Annotated in this window: 13 protein-coding genes; 6 read left to right on the top strand and 7 right to left on the bottom strand. The window is 63.7% G+C overall.

Annotated elements, in window-relative coordinates:
- Nucleotides 1–24 precede the first annotated feature (24 nt).
- Nucleotides 25–1488 (bottom strand): hypothetical protein, encoded by a 1464-nt coding sequence (locus tag ETQ85_RS00135; RefSeq protein ID WP_148577105.1) that lies wholly within the window; start codon nucleotides 1486–1488, stop codon nucleotides 25–27.
- Nucleotides 1489–1699: 211 nt separating this feature from the next.
- Here ETQ85_RS00135 and ETQ85_RS00130 point away from each other — a divergent pair, with 211 nt between their 5' ends.
- Complete coding sequence (locus ETQ85_RS00130) at nucleotides 1700–2494, top strand: thymidylate synthase (RefSeq protein WP_148577104.1); 795 nt, start codon at nucleotides 1700–1702, stop codon at nucleotides 2492–2494.
- The gene (locus tag ETQ85_RS00125) at nucleotides 2491–3003 is read left to right on the top strand and encodes a dihydrofolate reductase (protein ID WP_148577103.1); all 513 of its coding nucleotides are present in this window, start codon (nucleotides 2491–2493) and stop codon (nucleotides 3001–3003) included. The genes ETQ85_RS00130 and ETQ85_RS00125 overlap by 4 nt, the downstream gene beginning before the upstream one ends.
- Nucleotides 3004–3116: 113 nt before the next feature.
- Here ETQ85_RS00125 and ETQ85_RS00120 read toward each other — a convergent pair whose 3' ends face one another.
- The 4 genes from ETQ85_RS00120 to apbC form a co-directional block, all read right to left on the bottom strand.
- Entirely contained in the window at nucleotides 3117–5366 is a 2250-nt protein-coding gene (locus tag ETQ85_RS00120; RefSeq protein WP_148577102.1) for an arginine/lysine/ornithine decarboxylase, read from the bottom strand.
- A 114-nt stretch (nucleotides 5367–5480) separates the two neighbouring features.
- Entirely contained in the window at nucleotides 5481–6050 is a 570-nt protein-coding gene (dcd, locus tag ETQ85_RS00115) for a dCTP deaminase (RefSeq protein WP_148577101.1), read from the bottom strand.
- 73 nt (nucleotides 6051–6123) lie between these two features.
- Nucleotides 6124–6351, bottom strand: coding sequence for an NF038104 family lipoprotein (locus ETQ85_RS00110; RefSeq protein ID WP_222862007.1), 228 nt, complete (start codon nucleotides 6349–6351; stop codon nucleotides 6124–6126).
- Nucleotides 6348–7439, bottom strand: coding sequence for an iron-sulfur cluster carrier protein ApbC (gene apbC / locus ETQ85_RS00105; protein ID WP_148577100.1), 1092 nt, complete (start codon nucleotides 7437–7439; stop codon nucleotides 6348–6350). Before apbC ends, ETQ85_RS00110 begins: the two co-directional genes overlap by 4 nt.
- Nucleotides 7440–7607: 168 nt before the next feature.
- On the opposite strand from apbC, the gene metG reads away from it, so the two are divergent.
- The 4 genes from metG (at nucleotide 7608) to ETQ85_RS00085 (ending at nucleotide 14473) form a co-directional block, all read left to right on the top strand.
- Nucleotides 7608–9767 carry a methionine--tRNA ligase gene (gene metG / locus ETQ85_RS00100; protein WP_148577099.1) on the top strand — a complete coding sequence of 720 codons (2160 nt, stop codon included), beginning with the start codon at nucleotides 7608–7610 and terminating at the stop codon, nucleotides 9765–9767.
- Nucleotides 9768–9806: 39 nt separating this feature from the next.
- On the top strand, nucleotides 9807–10088 hold the full coding sequence (locus ETQ85_RS00095) for a hypothetical protein (protein WP_148577098.1): 282 nt from the start codon (nucleotides 9807–9809) through the stop codon (nucleotides 10086–10088).
- A 134-nt stretch (nucleotides 10089–10222) separates the two neighbouring features.
- Nucleotides 10223–11911 (top strand): SulP family inorganic anion transporter, encoded by a 1689-nt coding sequence (locus tag ETQ85_RS00090; RefSeq protein WP_148577097.1) that lies wholly within the window; start codon nucleotides 10223–10225, stop codon nucleotides 11909–11911.
- 72 nt (nucleotides 11912–11983) lie between these two features.
- On the top strand, nucleotides 11984–14473 hold the full coding sequence (locus tag ETQ85_RS00085; protein ID WP_148577096.1) for a sensor domain-containing protein: 2490 nt from the start codon (nucleotides 11984–11986) through the stop codon (nucleotides 14471–14473).
- 139 nt (nucleotides 14474–14612) lie between these two features.
- Here the strand turns inward: ETQ85_RS00085 and ETQ85_RS00080 are convergent, their stop codons facing one another.
- Entirely contained in the window at nucleotides 14613–15089 is a 477-nt protein-coding gene (locus tag ETQ85_RS00080; protein ID WP_148577095.1) for a WbuC family cupin fold metalloprotein, read from the bottom strand.
- Nucleotides 15086–18577, bottom strand: coding sequence for a DNA polymerase III subunit alpha (dnaE, locus tag ETQ85_RS00075; protein WP_148577094.1), 3492 nt, complete (start codon nucleotides 18575–18577; stop codon nucleotides 15086–15088). Before dnaE ends, ETQ85_RS00080 begins: the two co-directional genes overlap by 4 nt.
- Between the last annotated feature and the right edge of the window lie 30 nt (nucleotides 18578–18607).

Here is an 18607-nt window from a genome sequence, read left to right as displayed (position 1 = left end):
TGACCTCAGCCCAGCAGGACTTTTCTAGACCACGCTGCAACCGATGATCTGGTAGCCCGGCCCGCTCATCATCACCTTGCCGGGTTCGAGCTTGACCGTCCGCGCAGCCAGCTTGGCGAAGACCTGCCCGCCACTGCGCATGAACCCCGGTTCGCAAGCCACCCGCACGCTACGCCCTCGTACCACCGGATCGCACAGGAGGCCGCTCCAGCTGCGGCTGCCGTCGTCGAACAGCGCCGGCACCGGATCGTTGGAAACCGTCTGCAGCCCGACGGCCGCACCTGCGGCCTCGCTGAAGCGAACACGCCGTACCAGCGCCAGCACCCACCGTCCCGTCTCGCCCACGTGAGCCCCCACCAGCGCCCCCACCCGGCAAATATCCGGATCCATCACCGGTGAAGAGACACCAAAACCGTTGCGACTGGCATCCAGCAGGGACCAGGCGGCCGCGGGGCGGAGCAACGCCTCACCCGACACCAAGGAACGTATGAAGCCCAGCCCGGTGGCCAGCGCCAGCGCACCATCGACCCGATGCCGCCGACATTGACGCATCGGCGGAACCGCCGCCCACTGACGGGACAAATGACGAATCGCTGCCGACACGGAAGGGGCACTGAGACCGGCAAACAACGGATCGAGCCCCTCTCCCTCCATGCTGACATCGAGTTCGCCAAGCATCGACACCGCATCGGCCGGACGGAAAAACCGAACCGTCTGCGGCACGTCGTCGGGCAGACTGACGCAACGTCGGGGCCGTGCCAGGCTCTCCAGATCGAGCGTGAAGAGCGTACCGCTGGCCGGCTGATTGCTCAGCTGGAGGGAGTGCTGCAAAACACGCACGAGCTTGTCGGCGGCTTCGATGCGATCCGGCGGCAACTGGTCCAGGCTGGCGCAGTGCATGGCGACCAGACGCACGAATTCGCGGTTGATCGTCGAGAAGGTTTCCCGCCCCTCACGCACGCTCACCGGGGCATTCAGAGCGCCGCTGGCATGGGCGGTACGGTAGGCCACACCCGCGCGCTGCCACACATCGGGCGCGAGATCCTGGTAATCGAAAGCCGCCCATTTCATCTCGCCAGCGGCGGAGCGCACCGTGCGCAACAGGATTTCAGTGCGCAGCGGATCACCCGGCGCGATGGAAAAATCGCTGGCCAGTGCCGACAGCACGAGATCGTAGGCACGCCCGAGACTGGCATAAAAATCCCGTCCGAGCGCCTTGTAGCGCACGCTGCGGGATCCGAACACATTGGAAAGATACAGGCCGGCGGCCTGCCGAAGCTGCGGCTGGGCGGCTTCATCGAGGGCGACGACCAGCCGGGCCAGCTCGGAAACATCCAGTTCCGCTTCGTACTGGAAGGAGTCAAGCCAGCGGATCAGCTCGACAATGGCTGTTGGCGCGGCATTTGTGGCGATTTCGGTCAGCGCCAGCCTCAACGTCTGGGGCTGCAGGAGCGGATGCGGATTGTGAACCTGCGTACCAACCCCCATAAATCCTTTTTCGCCTCCCGGGACGAGCGCATTGAAACAATTTCTAACGAAAGACAATCTTAGCACAAAGGGCTTTTCACCATGAAAGCCCACAACGGGCACCCCTCAGTAGGCCGTCGGCGCACACCCCCTCAAGGTGTGGAAATCACGCCTTCCGGGCAAACCTCCATCAGGTAAACTCACGCTCCTGTTTTTTGCTTTTTTATCAGCCATGCGCCAGTACCTCGAACTCATGCGCCACGTGGCGGAACGCGGCCACCGCAAGGACGACCGCACCGGCACCGGCACCCTCTCGGTCTTCGGCTGGCAGATGCGCTTCGATCTCGCCGAAGGCTTTCCGCTGCTCACCACCAAAAAGCTCCACACCCGCTCGATCATCCACGAGCTGCTGTGGTTCCTGCGTGGCGACACCAACATCAAGTACCTCAAAGACAACGGCGTTTCGATCTGGAACGAGTGGGCCGACGAAAACGGCGAACTCGGCCCCGTGTACGGCAAGCAATGGCGCCGCTGGGAAAGCCCGGACGGACGCAGCATCGACCAGATGGCCCTGCTCATCGACGCCCTCAAGAAGAATCCGGACTCGCGCCGCCACATCATCTCGGCATGGAACCCGGCCGAGGTAGACCGCATGGCCCTGCCGCCCTGCCACGCCCTGTTCCAGTTCTATGTGGCCGGCGGCAAGCTGTCGTGCCAGCTTTACCAGCGCAGTGCCGACATCTTCCTCGGCGTGCCCTTCAACATCGCCTCGTATGCCCTGCTGACGATGATGGTGGCGCAGGTGTGCGGCTACGAGCCGGGCGACTTCGTGTGGACCGGCGGCGACTGCCACCTCTACGCCAACCACCTGGAACAGACGCAGCTGCAACTGTCCCGCGAACTGCGTCCCCTGCCGACGATGCGCATCAACCCGGCGGTAAAGGATCTGTTCGCCTTCAGCATCGACGACTTCACCCTCGAAGGCTACGACCCGCACCCGCACATCTCTGCGCCGGTGGCGGTATGAGCAAGCCCATTCTGGCCCTGGTCGCCGCCTGCGCCCGCAGTGGCGTCATCGGCATCGACAACAAGCTGCCCTGGCACCTGCCGGAAGACATGAAGTTCTTCCGCGAAACCACCCGCGGCAAACCGGTGATCATGGGCCGCAAGACCTGGGAATCCCTGCCCGACGCCTTCCGGCCACTGCCCGGGCGCCTCAACATCGTGGTCAGCCGCAACCCGGATTTCCACGCGGAGGGCGGCGCGGTGGTCGGCAGCCTGCCGAAGGCCGTCGCTGCTGCCGGCAACGCCGAGATCGCCTGCGTGATCGGCGGCGCCGAAATCTATCGTCAGGCCCTACCGCTGGCCGACCGGCTGATCCTGACCGAAATCGACCGCGACTATGCTGGCGATGCGTTCTTCCCGGCGTTCGACCGGGCGGAGTGGCAGGAAGTCAGTCGTGATGCCCGCGTATCGGAATCCGGCCTGCCGTTTGCCTTCGTCACCTACGAACGTCGCAACGCGGGCCCTGCATAGATCACACTCATCCCGGCTCAAAGGGCTGAGCGTGCGGAGTCGGACTGAAGTCCGACCTACAAAAAACGCCACGGTTTTTGCCGTGGCGTTTTTGCATTCCAGCCCAGAAACCGTTAGCCCCTGACGCAATCCACGTAGTAGTGGATGCGCCCGTCGCGCTCTTCCTTCACCAGACCATGCACGTCGGTCTCGAAGCCGGGGAAGCGGTCGTTGAATTCCCGCGCAAAGCGCAGGTACTGGACAACGGTCTTGTTGAAGCACTCGCCCGGGATCAGCAGCGGGATGCCCGGCGGGTAGGGCGTGAGCAGCACGCTGGTGACGCGGCCTTCCAGATCGTCGATGGCGACGCGCTCGATTTCCCTGTGGGCCATCTTGGAAAAGGCATCGGCCGGCTTCATCGCGGGAATCATGTCCGACAGGTACATCTCGGTGGTCAGGCGAGCCACGTCGTTCTGCTTGTAGATGTCGTGGATCTGCTGGCACAGGTCGTGCAAACCGATGCGCTCGTAACGCGGATGCTTGGCGATGAATTCCGGCAGCACGCGCCACAGGGGCTGGTTCTTGTCGTAGTCGTCCTTGAACTGCTGCAGCGCAGTCAGCAGCGTGTTCCAGCGGCCCTTGGTGATGCCGATGGTGAACATGATGAAGAAGGAGTACAGGCCGGTCTTTTCGACGATGACGCCATGCTCGGACAGATACTTGGTGACGATGGCCGCCGGAATGCCGAAGTCGTCGGCGAAGTCGCCGCCCACATCCAGGCCCGGGGTGATGATCGTCGCCTTGATCGGGTCGAGCATGTTGAAGCCCGCCGCGATGTTGCCGAAACCGTGCCAGCGCTCGGAATCACGCAGCATCCAGTCTTCACGCTCGCCCATTCCTTCTTCGGCCAGGTAATCGGGGCCCCACACCTTGAACCACCAGTCGGCACCCCATTCTTCATCCACCTTGCGCATGGCGCGGCGGAAGTCGAGGGCCTCGGCCAGGGATTCTTCGACCAGCGCGGTGCCGCCCGGGGCTTCCATCATCGCCGCCGCCACGTCGCAGGAGGCGATGATCGAGTACTGGGGCGAAGTGGACGAGTGCATCAGGTAGGCTTCGTTGAAGATGTCCCGGTCGAGCTTGCGGGTCTGGGATTCCTGCACGAGGATCTGTGAAGCCTGCGACAAGCCCGCCAGCAGCTTGTGGGTGGACTGGGTCGAGAAGACCATCGACTCGCTGCAGCGCGGCCGGTCGGCCCCCATGGCGTGGTAGTCGCCATAGAAGTCGTGGAAGGCGGCGTGGGGCAGCCAGGCTTCGTCAAAGTGCAGGGTGTCGATCTCGCCGTCCAGCAGCTCCTTGATGGTTTCCACGTTGTAGAGGATGCCGTCGTAGGTGGACTGGGTAATGGTCAGGATGCGCGGCTTCTTGTCCTTCACCGCACGGGCGAAGGGGTTGGCTTCGATCTTGCGGCGGATGTTGTCGAGCTGAAATTCTTCGAGCGGAATCGGGCCGATGATGCCGAAGTGGTTGCGCGTCGGCGTCAGGAACACCGGAATCGCCCCGGTCATGATGATCGAGTGGAGGATCGACTTGTGACAGTTGCGGTCCACCACCACGATGTCGTCCGGCGCCACCGTCGAATGCCACACCATCTTGTTGGAAGTGGACGTGCCGTTGGTGACGAAGTACAGGTGATCGGCGTGGAAGATGCGCGCCGCGTTGCGCTCGGAAGCGGCTACCGGGCCGGTGTGGTCGAGCAGCTGACCGAGTTCATCCACCGCGTTGCAGACGTCGGCACGCAGCATGTTTTCGCCGAAGAACTGGTGGAACATCTGGCCGACCGGGCTCTTCAGGAAGGCCACGCCACCGGAGTGACCGGGGCAGTGCCACGAATACGAGCCATCGGCAGCGTAGTGGGTCAGCGCGCGGAAGAACGGGGGCGGCAGGGAATCCAGGTAGGACTTGGCTTCACGGATGATGTGGCGAGCCACAAACTCCGGCGTGTCCTCGAACATGTGGATGAAGCCGTGCAACTCGCGCAGCACGTCGTTGGGGATGTGCCGCGAGGTGCGCGTCTCGCCGTACAGGAAGATCGGGATTTCCTCGTTGCGAAAACGGATCTCGGTAACAAAGGCGCGCAGATCAGCAATCGCCTTTTCGGTGGCTTCCAGCGAGGAAAACTCTTCATCGTCGATGGACAGGATGAAGGCCGAAGCACGGCTTTGCTGCTGGGCGAAGGAAGACACGTCACCATAACTGGTCACGCCGAGGACTTGCAGCCCTTCCTTCTCGATAGCTTCCGACAGGGCGCGAATGCCCAGACCGGACGTGTTTTCCGAACGAAAATCCTCGTCGATGACGATGACCGGAAAATTGAATTGCATGCACGGCTCCTCGATGCCCGTTTTTAGCGCGGGCGGATCAACAAAAAGCTTTGGGCGGACTTGCGTGGCTGCGCATAGTCCGCCCGAGGTGTACTACTCTAACTGCAGAGTATTTCAGATTTTCGGCAGGGTAACGCCAGTCTGTCCCAGATATTTACCACCCCGATCCTTGTAGGAGGTTTGACATACCTCGTCGGACTCGAAGAACAGCATCTGGGCGATGCCCTCGTTGGCGTAGATCTTGGCCGGCAAGGGTGTGGTGTTGGAGAACTCCAGCGTCACGTGACCTTCCCATTCCGGCTCCAGCGGCGTGACGTTCACGATGATGCCGCAACGGGCATACGTGGACTTGCCGAGGCACACGGTCAGAATGTTGCGCGGGATGCGGAAATACTCCACCGTCCGTGCCAAAGCGAAGGAGTTCGGCGGAATGATGCACACGTCGCCGACAAAATCGACGAAGTTGCGCTCATCGAAGGCCTTCGGGTCGACGATGGTGGAGTTGATGTTGGTAAATATCTTGAATTCGTTGGCGCAACGCACATCGTAGCCGTAGCTCGAGGTGCCATACGAGACGATTTTGCCGCTGTCGTTCTGGCGCACCAGTTCCGGGGCAAAGGGTTCGATCATTCGCGCATCGCCTTCCGACATGCGGCGAATCCAATTGTCCGATTTGATGCTCACGCTGGGCCCCTGCAAGAATGCAAAGACCGGCATTCTACATGCAGAGGCCAGCGGAAAAAGTATTGAAAAACCCTTAACGGCGCCCGGATGCCACCGACGACGACGAGTCCTGCAATTTGGCAGGCTCCGGATCGTCCTTGACGGCATCGTACACGCCCTTGCCGACCTTGAACGGGATCTTCACCACCTCCACGCCCACATCCACCGCCGTCCCGACCACCGCACCCACGATGCAGCCCGAAAGGCCCACCGTTGCCAGCGCCAGCAGGCCGGCCGCCATCCATCGTCCAGCACCGCTCACGTGTTCTGCACCACGATGTTGGGGAACTTGCTGCTCATGTCCTTGGAGCGCTCGGCAATCGTGATCGCCACCTTGCGGGCGATGCTCTTGTAAATATCCGACACCCGGCCATCCGGGTCCGACACTACGGTAGGCACGCCGCTGTCCACTTCCTGACGGATCTGGATATCCAGCGGCAAGGCACCCAGGAAGGGCACGCCGTAGTCGTCGCACATGCTCTGACCGCCGCCGGTGCCGAAGATGTGTTCTTCGTGGCCGCACTTGGAGCAGATGTGGATGCTCATGTTTTCAACGATGCCGATGATCGGCACGCCGACCTTCTCGAACATCTTGAGGCCCTTGCGGGCATCCAGCAGGGCGATGTCCTGCGGCGTGGTGACGATCACCGCACCGGTCACCGGCACGCTCTGGGACAGGGTCAGCTGGATGTCGCCGGTGCCCGGCGGCATGTCGATGACGAGGTAGTCCAGATCGCGCCAGTTGGTTTCCTTGAGGAGCTGGTTGAGCGCCTGGGTAGCCATCGGGCCGCGCCACACCATCGGCGTTTCCACATCCACCAGGAAGCCGATGGACATCACCTGCAGCCCGTGGGCCTCCAGCGGCTCCATGCTCTTGCCGTCGTGGGATTCGGGACGCTGACCGCCAATACCCAGCATCTGGGGCTGCGACGGGCCGTAAATGTCGGCGTCGAGCATGCCGACGGTGGCGCCTTCGGCGACCAGCGCCAGGGCCAGGTTGACGGCCGTCGTGCTCTTGCCGACACCGCCCTTGCCGGAAGCCACGGCGATGATGTTCTTCACCCCGGGCAGCAGCTTGACGCCCTGCTGCACCGCGTGGGCGACGATCTTGGTGTGCACGTTGGCGCTGACGTTGCCGACGCCGGGAACAGTGCGAACCTGAGCAATCACCGCCTGACGGATCGCGTCGATCTGGGTCTTTGCCGGATAGCCCAGCTCGATGTCGAAGGACACGTCGGCGCCGCTGACGCGCAGGTTCTTCACTGCGCGGGAGGAGACGTAATCCTTGCCGGTATTGGGGTCGGCCAGCTGCTTGAGGCTGTCGAGGACGCTTTGTTCACTGAGACTCATGGTGTCAGGGGCCGGCGAGCGGCGGAAAAAAGAGAACATGAAAAAAGGCCGGGCAAATACAAACCCGAGTAATTTACTCCAGTTTACCGAAAACCCGGCGGCTCCGCGATGGGGGAATCGCTTTGCTAGAATGCCGGACTCAGAACAATTCCGCACCAGGCCCCGCCCATGACAACCCCGCGCAAGATCCTCGTCACCAACGCCCTGCCCTACGCCAACGGCGACATCCACCTCGGACACCTGGTCGGCTACATCCAGGCCGACATCTGGGTGCGCTACCAGCGCATGCGCGGCAACACGGTGCACTACGTGTGCGCGGACGACACCCACGGCACGCCGGTCATGCTGCGTGCCGAAAAGGAAGGCCTGACGCCCGAACAGCTCATCAACCGCGTGCATGGCGAACACCTGCGTGACTTTACCGATTTCGGCGTCGCCTTCGACAACTATCACTCAACCCACAGCGACGAAAACCGCTGGTACGCCGAAGACGTTTACACCCGCCTGCGCGACAGCGCCAAGCTCATCGACACCCGCTCCATCGAGCAATTCTACGACCCGGTGAAGGAAATGTTCCTGCCGGACCGCTTCATCAAGGGCGAATGTCCCAAGTGTGGCGCGGCCGACCAGTACGGTGACAACTGCGAATCCTGTGGCGCCGCCTACGCCCCCACCGAACTCAAGAACCCGTTCTCGGCAGTGTCCGGCGCCAAGCCGGTGCTCAAGACCTCCGAGCACTACTTCTTCCGCCTGTCCGACCCGCGCGCGGTCGAATTCCTGCGCGAATGGACCCAGGGCAGCACGCCCGACGGCTCCCGCCGCCTGCAGCAGGAGGCCGCCAACAAGATGAAGGAATGGCTCGGCGACAGCGGCGAAAACAAGCTGTCCGACTGGGACATCTCCCGCGACGCGCCCTACTTCGGCTTCGAGATTCCGGATGCCCCGGGCAAGTATTTCTACGTGTGGCTCGACGCACCTATCGGCTACTTCGCCAGCTTCAAGAACCTCGCCGGCAAGCGCGGCGACATCGACGTGGCCGCCTTCACCGAAGCCGGCCCGGCCGCGGCTGCCGGCACCGAGCTGATCCACTTCATCGGCAAGGACATCCTGTACTTCCACGCCCTGTTCTGGCCCGCCATGCTGCACTTCGCCGGCTACCGCTCGCCTACCCAGCTGTGCGTCAACGGCTTCCTGACCGTCGATGGCGCCAAGATGAGCAAGAGCCGCGGCACCTTCATCACCGCCCGCAGCTACACCGAACAGAAGCTCAACCCGGAATGGCTGCGCTACTACTTCGCCGGCAAGTCCAACGCCACCATGGAAGACGTGGACCTGAACCTCGACGACATGATCGCCAAGGTCAACTCCGATCTGGTCGGCAAGTTCGTCAACATCGCCAGCCGCTGCGCCGGCTTCATCGCCAAGCGGTTTGACGGGAAGCTCGGCACCCATGACGCAGCCCTCGCCCTCGACTGGAACGTAGACGAAGTCACCACCGCCTACGAGGCCCGCGACTTCAGCCGCGCGCTGCGCAAGATCATGGAATTTGCCGACCGGGCCAACGGCTACGTGAACGACAACAAGCCGTGGGAGCTGGCCAAGCAGGAAGGCCAGGAAGCGCGCCTGCACGAGGTGTGCACCACCGCCATCAACATTTTCAAGGCTCTCACCGGCCTGCTCAAGCCGGTGCTGCCCAAGCTGGCCGAACAGGCCGAAGGCTTCCTCAACATCGCCCCGTTTGCCTGGGATAACCTGCTCGCCCCGCTGCCCGCCGGCCACGCCATCGGCACCTACAGCCACCTCATGACGCGCATCGAACGCAAGCAGGTCGACGCCCTGCTGGACGCCAACCGCGACTCCCTCGCCCCGGCAGCCACCGACACCAAGCCGGCCAAGGCCGAAGCCAAGGCGGCCTCGTCCGAACAGCGCCACGCCCAGCATCAGGCCCATGCTGCGGCCACCGAAACCGCCGAGGCCAGCGAGTTCGAGCCCTTCATCTCCATCGACGACTTCGGCAAGGTCGACCTGCGCATCGCCAGAATTGTCTCGGCCGAACACGTCGAAGGCGCCGCCAAGCTGCTGCGCCTGCAGCTCGACATCGGCGAAGAAAAGCCGCGTCAGGTCTTTGCCGGCATCAAGTCGGCCTATGACCCGGCCACGCTGGTCGGCCGCATGACGGTCATGGTGGCCAACCTGGCTCCGCGCAAGATGAAGTTCGGCATGTCCGAGGGCATGGTGCTGGCCGCCTCCGACGCCTCGGGTGAAACCCCGGGCCTCTTCATCCTGTCGCCCGATCTAGGCGCCACCCCGGGCATGCGTGTCAAGTAAGCGCAGCGTCAGACATAACGCTCATACTGGGTAGCCACGATGGAAAAAAGCACTTCGTCCCTCCCCCGCCTGACCCCGGCCTTCTGGGGCTGGGCCGCTGTCGACATGATCGGCGTGTTCATCCTCGCCCTGGGCGCGGCCTACCTGATGGAGGATCGCGCGTCGATCCTCGCAGGTTTTCCGGCCAACCGCATGCAGGCCTGGATCTGTCTCGGCGTCGGCATTGCCACCGTATTCGTCTCGGCCATCAAGATGCTGGTGGAGGTCCTGCATAGCGCGTCCTCCAGCGGCAAGGCCGCCAACGACAGCAAGTTTTCCTGAGATCCGACGGAGCCTGATGCCACTTACTGCCTGTAAACGCTGGTTCGTCCAGCATCGCACCGGGCCCGGCATAACCCCTCCGCAAGCTGCGCCGGATGGCGCCACGCTGCTGTTCCCTCAATTGCGGAGGCCTCATGAAAAAAATATCGTTTCACCCCAAGCTCCTCGACACCCTGCCCGGCTACAACGGGGCGCAGTTCAGTCGTGACGCCTCCGCCGGCCTGACGGTCGGCGTCCTCGCCCTGCCCCTGGCCATGGCCTTCGCCATCGCCTCCGGCATGTCTCCGACTGCCGGCATCTGGACAGCCATCGTCGCCGGCCTGCTGATTTCCGTCTTCGGCGGCTCCCGCGTGCAGATCGGCGGCCCCACCGGCGCCTTCATTCCCATCATCTACGGCATTGTCATGGACTATGGGGTGCAGAGCCTCCTCATCGCCACCATGCTGGCCGGGGCGATGCTGGTGGCGATGGGGGTCTTCCGACTCGGCAACCTGATCCGCTTCATCCCCAAAACGGTGGTAATCGGCTTCACCAATGGCATCGCCGTGGTGATCTTCCTCGCCCAGATAAAAGACTTCCTCGGCCTCACGATCGAACACCTGCCCGGCGAGTTCTTCGGCAAGGTAAAGGCCCTGTTCAGCCACCTGCACACCATCGACATCCCCACGGTAGCCCTGTCGGTCACCTCGCTGATCGTCCTGCTGTCGTGGAACCGTTTGGCTGTACGCTTCAAGATCCTCGCTCGCATGCCCGGCCCGCTGGGTGTGCTGGTGCTCGCCACGGCCGTCAACGCGGTCCTGCAACTCCCGGTGGAAACCATCGGCAGCCGCTTCAACGGCATTCCCCAGGACCTGCCCACCTTCGGCCTGCCCGAGTTGTCCCTGCAGACCCTCGGCAAGCTGATCTCGCCAGCCCTTACCATCGCCCTGCTGGGCGCCATCGAATCGCTGCTGTCGGCCCGCGTCGCCGACTCGGCCATCGACGACCGCCACGACCCCAACCAGGAACTCATCGCCCAGGGCATCGCCAACCTGGTGGCGCCGCTGTTCGGCGGTTTTGCCGCCACCGGCGCGATTGCCCGCACCGCCACCAACGTGCGCACCGGCGGACGGACGCCGGTGGCCGGCATTGTCCACTCGCTGGTACTGCTGGCCGTCGTGCTGGTGTTCGCCCCTTTTGCCAAGCACATTCCGCTGGCCACCCTGTCGGCGATCGTCGTCGTGGTTGCCATCAACATGGGCGAATGGCACGAGTTCAAGGGGCTGACCCGCTTTGCAGTGACCTACCGGACCACGTTGCTCACCACCTTCCTGGTCACCGTTCTGTTCGACCTGACCCTGGCGGTCGAACTCGGCATGGTGCTGGCCAGCCTGTTCTTCATCTACCGCATGTCCGACCTGACCCGCGTCGAGCGCCTGCCGCTCTCCGAGCTGTCGATGCTGCCGGAATTCCTCTACCCGGACGGTTCGCCACGCGTGGTGGCCTACTCGCTCTACGGCTCCCTGTTCTTCGGCGCGATACACAAGCTCGAAACCCTCCTTGACCCGGTGCACCGCCATCCGGAAATTGTCATCCTGGAAATGCAGCATCTCGTCAGCCTCGACACCACCGGCCTGGAAGGTCTCGAAAGCCTGAGCAAGAACCTCCACAAGAAGGGCTGCATACTGATCCTGTGCAACCTCAGCAAACAGCCCGAATCCTTGATCACGCGCTCCGGCTTCGCCGACGAAATCGGCGGCAACAATATCTGCGGCGACGTCTATAGTGCCCTCGCCCGTGCCCGCAATCTGCTGCCGAGATTCATGGATGAAAACAACATCTGAATGATGAGAGGATAGAATGGGCACCCCGAACACCTGCTCGTCCAGTCACCAACCCCTACCTCCGACATCACCGTGGCTCCCCCTCCCGTCTCCACAAGCAGCGACATCTGGGATTTCCCGCTCACCCTGTTCGAGCGCTTTCCCACCCTGATCTGGCGTGCCGATACGGACACCAAGTGCAGCTACTTCAACCAGACCTGGCTGGAGTTCACCGGCCGCAGCCTGGAGCAGGAGATCGGCGACGGATGGACCCTGGGCATCCACGCAGAAGACTTCGATCGCTGCGTCGGCACCTACCTGGAGCATTTCGCAGTCCGGACTCCGTTCGAGATGGAATACCGGCTGCAGCGGCACGACGGCGAGTACCGCTGGATCATCGACACCGGACGGCCCATCTACGACCAGTCCGGCGAGTTTGCCGGCTACATCGGTTCCTGCCTCGACATCACCGACCGACGCAACACCGAGGCCCAGTTGCGCGAACGGGAAACACGCATGAGCACCCTGCTCGCCTCGATGGGCGAAGGCGTGATCATGCGCGATGCCCACGGCGTACTCCTCATGCACAACGCGGCAGCCGCCGAGATCCTGGGTCTGAGCGAAGAGGAGATGCGCAACTGGGACATGCACAACGGCCTCATCACCTACCTCACCGAAGGCGAAGAGCCGGCCGACATCGAGCAAATTCCGGCCATGCAGGCGCTGGCAACGGGGCGCCCCCAGGCAGGCACCCTCGGCATCGACCGCAAGGACGGCACCCGGCGCTGGCTGTGGACCAACTCGGTCCCTCTCTTCGAGGAAGACTCCGACACACCGCGCGCCGTGGTGACCACCCTCGCCGACATCACCGCCCGGCGGGACAGCGAAGAACAATTGCGGCTGGCCTGGACCGTGTTCCGCAACAGCGTCGAGGCAATCATCGTCACAGACGCACGACAATGCATCCTGTCGGTCAACCGGGCCTTCACCGAAGTCACCGGTTACTCCGCCGAGGAAGCCATCGGATCCACCCCCCGCCTGCTCAAGTCCGGCATCCACGAGCATAACTTCTACGAAGCCATGTGGCGGGACATCAACACCCACGGCTTCTGGCAGGGCGAAGTCCACGACCGGCGCAAGGACGGCACGTTCTACCCCTCGGCCCTGTCGATCAGCGTCGTGCGCGACAAGGCCGAGCGCATCACTCACTACGTGGCGGTTTTCTCCGACATCACCGAGCGCAAGGCCTCCGAGGCGCGCATCGCCTTCCTGGCCCAGCACGACGCCCTGACCGGCCTGCCCAACCGCGCCCTGCTCCACGATCGTCTCGAACAAGCCCTCGCCAGCGCCGCCCGCCACGGCAAGCGCATCGCCCTGCTGTTCCTCGACCTCGACCGTTTCAAGACCATCAACGACTCCCTCGGCCACATGATGGGCGACCAGCTCCTGCAGGGAGTTGCACTGCGCCTGACCGGCTGCATCCGCGAGACGGACACCGTCAGCCGGCAAGGGGGGGATGAATTCCTGATCGTCCTCACCGGCATGGACACGCCCGACGACGCAGCACGGGCCGCCGAAAAAATCCTTGATCGCCTGCGCCAGCCCTTCGACATCGACAGCCAGCAGCTGGGCACCTCCTTCTCCATCGGCATCGCCCTTTACCCAGAGGACGGGACAACGGTCGAGAGCCTGATGAAGAACGCCGACACCGCCATGTATCACGCCAAGGAAAGCGGCCGAAACACTTACCGCTTCTTCGACGAACGCATGAACGTCAATGCCCTGGAGCGGCTGCACCTCGAAAACGGCCTGCGTCGGGCCCTGGAAAATAATGAATTCACGCTCTACTACCAGCCCCAGGTAGACCTGGAGAGCGGCCGCATCATCGGCATGGAAGCCTTGCTGCGCTGGTTCAGCGAAAGCATGGGCAGCATTTCACCGGCGCGCTTCATTCCTCTCGCCGAGGAATGCGGGCTCATCGTGCCGATCGGCAAATGGGTGCTGCAAACAGCCTGCCGGCAGGCCCGCAGCTGGCAGGACCAGGGTTTTCCAGCCGTTCCGGTGGCGGTCAACCTGTCGGCCCTGCAGTTCCGCCGGGCCGACATCGTAGCCACTGTGGCCACAGCCCTTGCCGACAGCGGCCTGGCTGGCACCTGGCTGGAACTCGAACTGACCGAATCCCTGCTGATGCAGTCCGGCCCCGACGTGGAAGCCACCCTCGGCCACCTCAAGGCGCTGGGGGTGCGCCTGTCCATCGACGATTTCGGTACCGGCTATTCGAGCCTGGCCTACCTCAAGCGCTTCCCGGTCGATCGCCTGAAGATCGACCAGAGCTTCGTTCGCGACATCGCCGAAGACCCGGACGACGCCGCCATTGTGCGGGCCATCATCCAGCTGGGGCGCAGCCTGCGCCTCGAGGTGATTGCCGAGGGCACCGAAACACCCGAGCAGATGGACTTCCTGCGCGACGAAAGATGTACGGCGGCACAGGGCTACCTGTTCAGCCCGCCCCTGCCGGCGGAGGCCGTTACCGAACTGCTGCGCTGGGGCCGCCTGCCGGCGGCACCCCTCCTGGCGGGCTGAAACAAGCCCCCACAAGACCCGCCGCGCGCGCCACGTCGCTGAACCCATGTTGTCGGACTGAAGTCCGACCCACAAAACCCATCTCTATGGGTCGGACTTCAGTCCGGCCAAGCCTGGCTGAACACGTGCGGCCGGCCATTCAATCCGGACACTGCCGGCGCAGCGATGCAAGGTAGACCGGCGCTTCCGGCGAGCCTTCCTGCGGCGCCCAACCGCCCCACTCGCCATCGTCCAGGGGCACGTAGGGGCCGGCCTTGGCCTCCAGAAAAACCGTTCCACTCTCCAGCGCAACAATGCTGTGCCAGACGCCGGGCGGCACGTCATAGCCGATGCAGGCGCCACCGGCAGCGAGAACCCGCGCCTCCAGCACCTGCCCCTCGACGCTGAAAATCAGCGCACCGAGCCGGCCGCGCAGCACGACAAGGGTTTCTGCCTTGGCGCTGTCCAGATGGCAATGAGGCCGCACGTAGGAATCCGGCTCCATGGCCACCAGCAGGCGCTGGGCCGGAGCGTTCAGATCGGTGTGCAGAGTGTGGTGACAGCGCCGCCGCGACGCCGTCCGAGCCTTGTCCACCAGCCCGTCGACCAGGCCGGCATCGAGAAAGATGCCGCTCAAGAGTAGATCACTTCCACCGACTCCGGCGGCAACCACTCGCGCAGGCTTTCGAGCAGGCTGTCATCGGGCCGGATGCGCCAGCCCGCCCCCAGGGGAAAATCAGCTTCCGCGCTGGCATTGCGGTAACGCACACGAATCTGACACTCGCCCTGCCTGAAGGGCGTCAGCAAACTCTCCAGACGCTCGGCAGCGGCCGCGGCACCGCCGGCCTCACCTACTTCACCGTTGAGGCGGATCTGCAGCGCCCGGGCAAAACGGCCACGGGCTTCGCCGAGGGTCATCAGCTTGTCGGCAACGATGCGGTAACCGCCGGAGAAGTCATCGTTGCTGACCTTGGCTTCGACGATCAGCACCTCGTCCACCACGATGCGATGGCGGTTGTTCTCGTAGTTTTCCGAGAACACCGACACCTCCCGCGGGGTCGTGCCGTCGTCGAGCAGTACAAAGGCCACCTTGCCACGGGCGGTCATCTTGGCGCGCACTTCCATCACCACACCGGCCATGGTCACCAGATCGCGGCTCGGCTCGACATGGGTGAGCGTGCGGCGCACGAAACGGCGCACCTCTTCCTTGAAGGCGTTGAACGGATGACCCGACAGGAAGAAGCCGATAGCCAGCTTTTCCTCCTTGAGGCGCTCACGCTCGCCCCACGGACGCACCTTGACGTAGTCGGCCATCGGCGGCGCGGCTTCGCCGGGAATATCGAAGAGACCGCTCTGCATGGCATTGGCGGCGATCTGCTCGGCCGCTTCGATGGCGATACCGACACTGGCCAGCAGCTTGTGGCGGTCGGCGGGTTGCTCCGGCGCGATGGTGTCGAAGGCGCCGGCGCGGATCAGGGCTTCGATGACGCGCCGGTTGGCCATGCGCTTGTCCACGCGGCAGGCGAAGTCGAACAGATCCTTGAAGGGGCCGCCAGCCTCGCGGGCAGCGATGATGGCCCGCACCGCCGGCTCGCCCACGCCCTTCACGGCGCCCAGGCCGTAACGGATGGTCTTGGCGTCGGTGGGCACAAAGCGGTAGTCGGACTGGTTCACGTCCGGCGGCAGCACGACGATCTTGTTGGCGATCGTGTCTTCGTAGAAGATCTTGATCGTATCCGTGTTGTCCAGGTCGGACGACATGGTCGCCGCCATGAAGGCCGAGCAGTGGTAAGCCTTGAGCCAGGCGGTGTGGTAGGTGACCACCGCGTAGGCGGCCGTGTGCGACTTGTTGAAGCCGTACTCGGCAAACTTCGTCATCAGGTCGAAGAGCTGTTCGGCCAGGGCCGGGTCGTAGCCCTTCTGTTTGGCACCGGCGGCGATGATCTCGCGGTGCTTGTTCATCTCCTCGGCCTTCTTCTTGCCCATCGCCCGGCGCAACATGTCGGCGCCGCCCAGCGTGTAGCCGCCGATGATCTGGGAGATCTGCATCACCTGTTCCTGGTACACGATCACCCCGTAGGTGGGCGACAGGCAGGCGGTGAGGTCCGGATGGAAGTAGTCGATGGCCTGCTGGCCCTTTTTGCGCAGGATGAAGTCGTCCACCATGCCGGAACCCAGCGGGCCCGGCCGGTAGAGGGCCAGCACGGCGATGATGTCTTCGAAGCGGTCGGGGGCGAGCTTCTTGAGCAGCTTCTTCATGCCCTCCGATTCCACCTGGAAGATCGCCGTGGTGTTGGCGTCGCGCAGGATCTGGTAGGCGGCCGGGTCTTCGAAACCCAGGCTCATCAGGTCGGGGCGCTTGCCGGTGAGGCGCGCCACATACTCCAGCGCCAGCTCGATAATGGTCAGGTTTCGGAGGCCCAGGAAGTCGAACTTCACTAGGCCCACGGCCTCCACGTCGTCCTTGTCGAACTGCGACACCGGCGTGGCGTCGTCGCCGTCGGCGATGTACAGCGGGCAGAAGTCGGTGAGTTTTCCCGGCGCAATCAGCACGCCGCCGGCGTGCATGCCGACGCCGCGGGTCAGGCCCTCAAGCGGTTCGGCGAGGCTCCACAGTTCCTGGATCGACTCGCCGTCGTTGCCATCGGCCATCAGCTCGTTGATCTGCGGCTCCTGCTCACGGGCGTCGGCCAGCGACAGGGGCTTGTTCTGCACCACCGGAATCAGCTTGGAGAGGCGGTCGCACAGGCCGTAGGGCAAGTCCAGCACGCGGCCCACGTCGCGCACCACGGCCTTCGAGGCCATGGTGCCGAAGGTGGCGATCTGGCTCACCGCGTCGGCGCCGTAGTGGGCGCGCACGTATTCGATGACCTTGTAGCGGTTGTCCTGGCAGAAGTCGATGTCGAAGTCGGGCATCGATACCCGCTCGGGGTTCAGGAAGCGCTCGAACAGCAGGGCGTAGGCCAGCGGGTCGATGTCGGTGATGCGCAGGCTGTAGGCCACCAGCGAACCGGCACCAGAACCCCGCCCCGGGCCCACCGGCACACCGTTGTGCTTGGCCCAGTTGATGAAGTCCGCCACGATCAGGAAGTAGCCCGGAAAGCCCATCTGGATGATGGTGTCGGTCTCGAACTTGAGGCGGTTTTCGTACTCCTCGCGGCGTTGCTCGCGCACCTCCTCCTTCGGGAACAGCTCGGCGAGACGCTCCTCCAGGCCCTTCTTGGCCTCGGCAATCAGGAAGTCGTCGAGGGTCATGCCCTCCGGCGTCGGGAACTGGGGCAGGAAGTTCTTGCCCAGCTGCACGGTCAGCGAGCAGCGGCGGGCGATCTCGATGCTGTTTTCAAGCGCTTCGGGGATGTCGGCAAACAGCGCGCACATCTCGTCCTGGGTCTTGAAATACTGCTGGTCGGTAAAGTCCTTCGGGCGCCGCTTGTCGGACAGCACGTAGCCCTGGGCGATACAGACGCGCGCCTCATGGGCCTTGAAGTCTTCGGGCCGGGTGAACTGGATCGGGTGGGTGGCCACCACCGGCAGGTTCAGCGTGGCGGCAATGTGCAGCGCCTCGCGGATGTAGGCCTCGGTGCCCGGATGGCCGGCGCGCTGGATCTCGATGTAGAAGGCATCCGGAAAGCGCTGCGCCCAGTCGGCGGCCAGCTTTTCGGCGACCAGCGGGTTGCCGTTGGCCAGCGCGTGGGCGATGTCGCCATCCTTCGCGCCGGACAGGCACAGCAGATCGCTGGCGGTTTCGGCGTTGAGCCATTCGCGGCGCAACTCGGCACGGCTGCGGTACTTGTTCTCGATGAAGGCGCGGGTCAGCAGTTCGCACAGCTGGCCGTAGCCCTTGCGGTTCCTGCAGATCAGCAGCACGCGGGTCGGCTTGTCGCGCTCCACGTCGTTGGTGATCCAGCAGTCGACGCCGGCGATGGGCTTGATGCCCTTGCCGCGGGCGCCCTTGTAGAACTTGACCATCCCGAACAGGTTGGCCAGATCGGAAATGCCGAGGGCCGGCATGCCGTCGGCGGCAGCACGGGCGATGGCACTGTCCACCTGCACGATCCCGTCGGAGATCGAGTACTCGGTATGGAGTCGCAGGTGGATGAAACGGGGGGCGTGGGATTCAGACATCCCGCAATTTTACCGCCCGCCGATGGCGGT

The organism is Zoogloea oleivorans, assembly GCF_008107625.1.
Lineage (GTDB): Bacteria > Pseudomonadota > Gammaproteobacteria > Burkholderiales > Rhodocyclaceae > Zoogloea > Zoogloea oleivorans.
The sequence above is the reverse complement of the archived record's forward strand: the minus strand, read 5'-3'. Positions and strand labels throughout refer to the sequence as shown.

Excerpts from the sequence above, each read along its gene's own strand:
- ETQ85_RS00135 (WP_148577105.1), bottom strand. The coding sequence starts at position 1,488 with ATGGGGGTTGGTACGCAGGTTCACAATCCGCATCCGCTCCTGCAGCCC.
- ETQ85_RS00130 (WP_148577104.1), top strand. The coding sequence starts at position 1,700 with ATGCGCCAGTACCTCGAACTCATGCGCCACGTGGCGGAACGCGGCCAC.
- ETQ85_RS00125 (WP_148577103.1), top strand. The coding sequence starts at position 2,491 with ATGAGCAAGCCCATTCTGGCCCTGGTCGCCGCCTGCGCCCGCAGTGGC.
- ETQ85_RS00120 (WP_148577102.1), bottom strand. The coding sequence starts at position 5,366 with ATGCAATTCAATTTTCCGGTCATCGTCATCGACGAGGATTTTCGTTCG.
- apbC (WP_148577100.1), bottom strand. The coding sequence starts at position 7,439 with ATGAGTCTCAGTGAACAAAGCGTCCTCGACAGCCTCAAGCAGCTGGCC.
- metG (WP_148577099.1), top strand. The coding sequence starts at position 7,608 with ATGACAACCCCGCGCAAGATCCTCGTCACCAACGCCCTGCCCTACGCC.
- ETQ85_RS00095 (WP_148577098.1), top strand. The coding sequence starts at position 9,807 with ATGGAAAAAAGCACTTCGTCCCTCCCCCGCCTGACCCCGGCCTTCTGG.
- ETQ85_RS00090 (WP_148577097.1), top strand. The coding sequence starts at position 10,223 with ATGAAAAAAATATCGTTTCACCCCAAGCTCCTCGACACCCTGCCCGGC.
- dnaE (WP_148577094.1), bottom strand. The coding sequence starts at position 18,577 with ATGTCTGAATCCCACGCCCCCCGTTTCATCCACCTGCGACTCCATACC.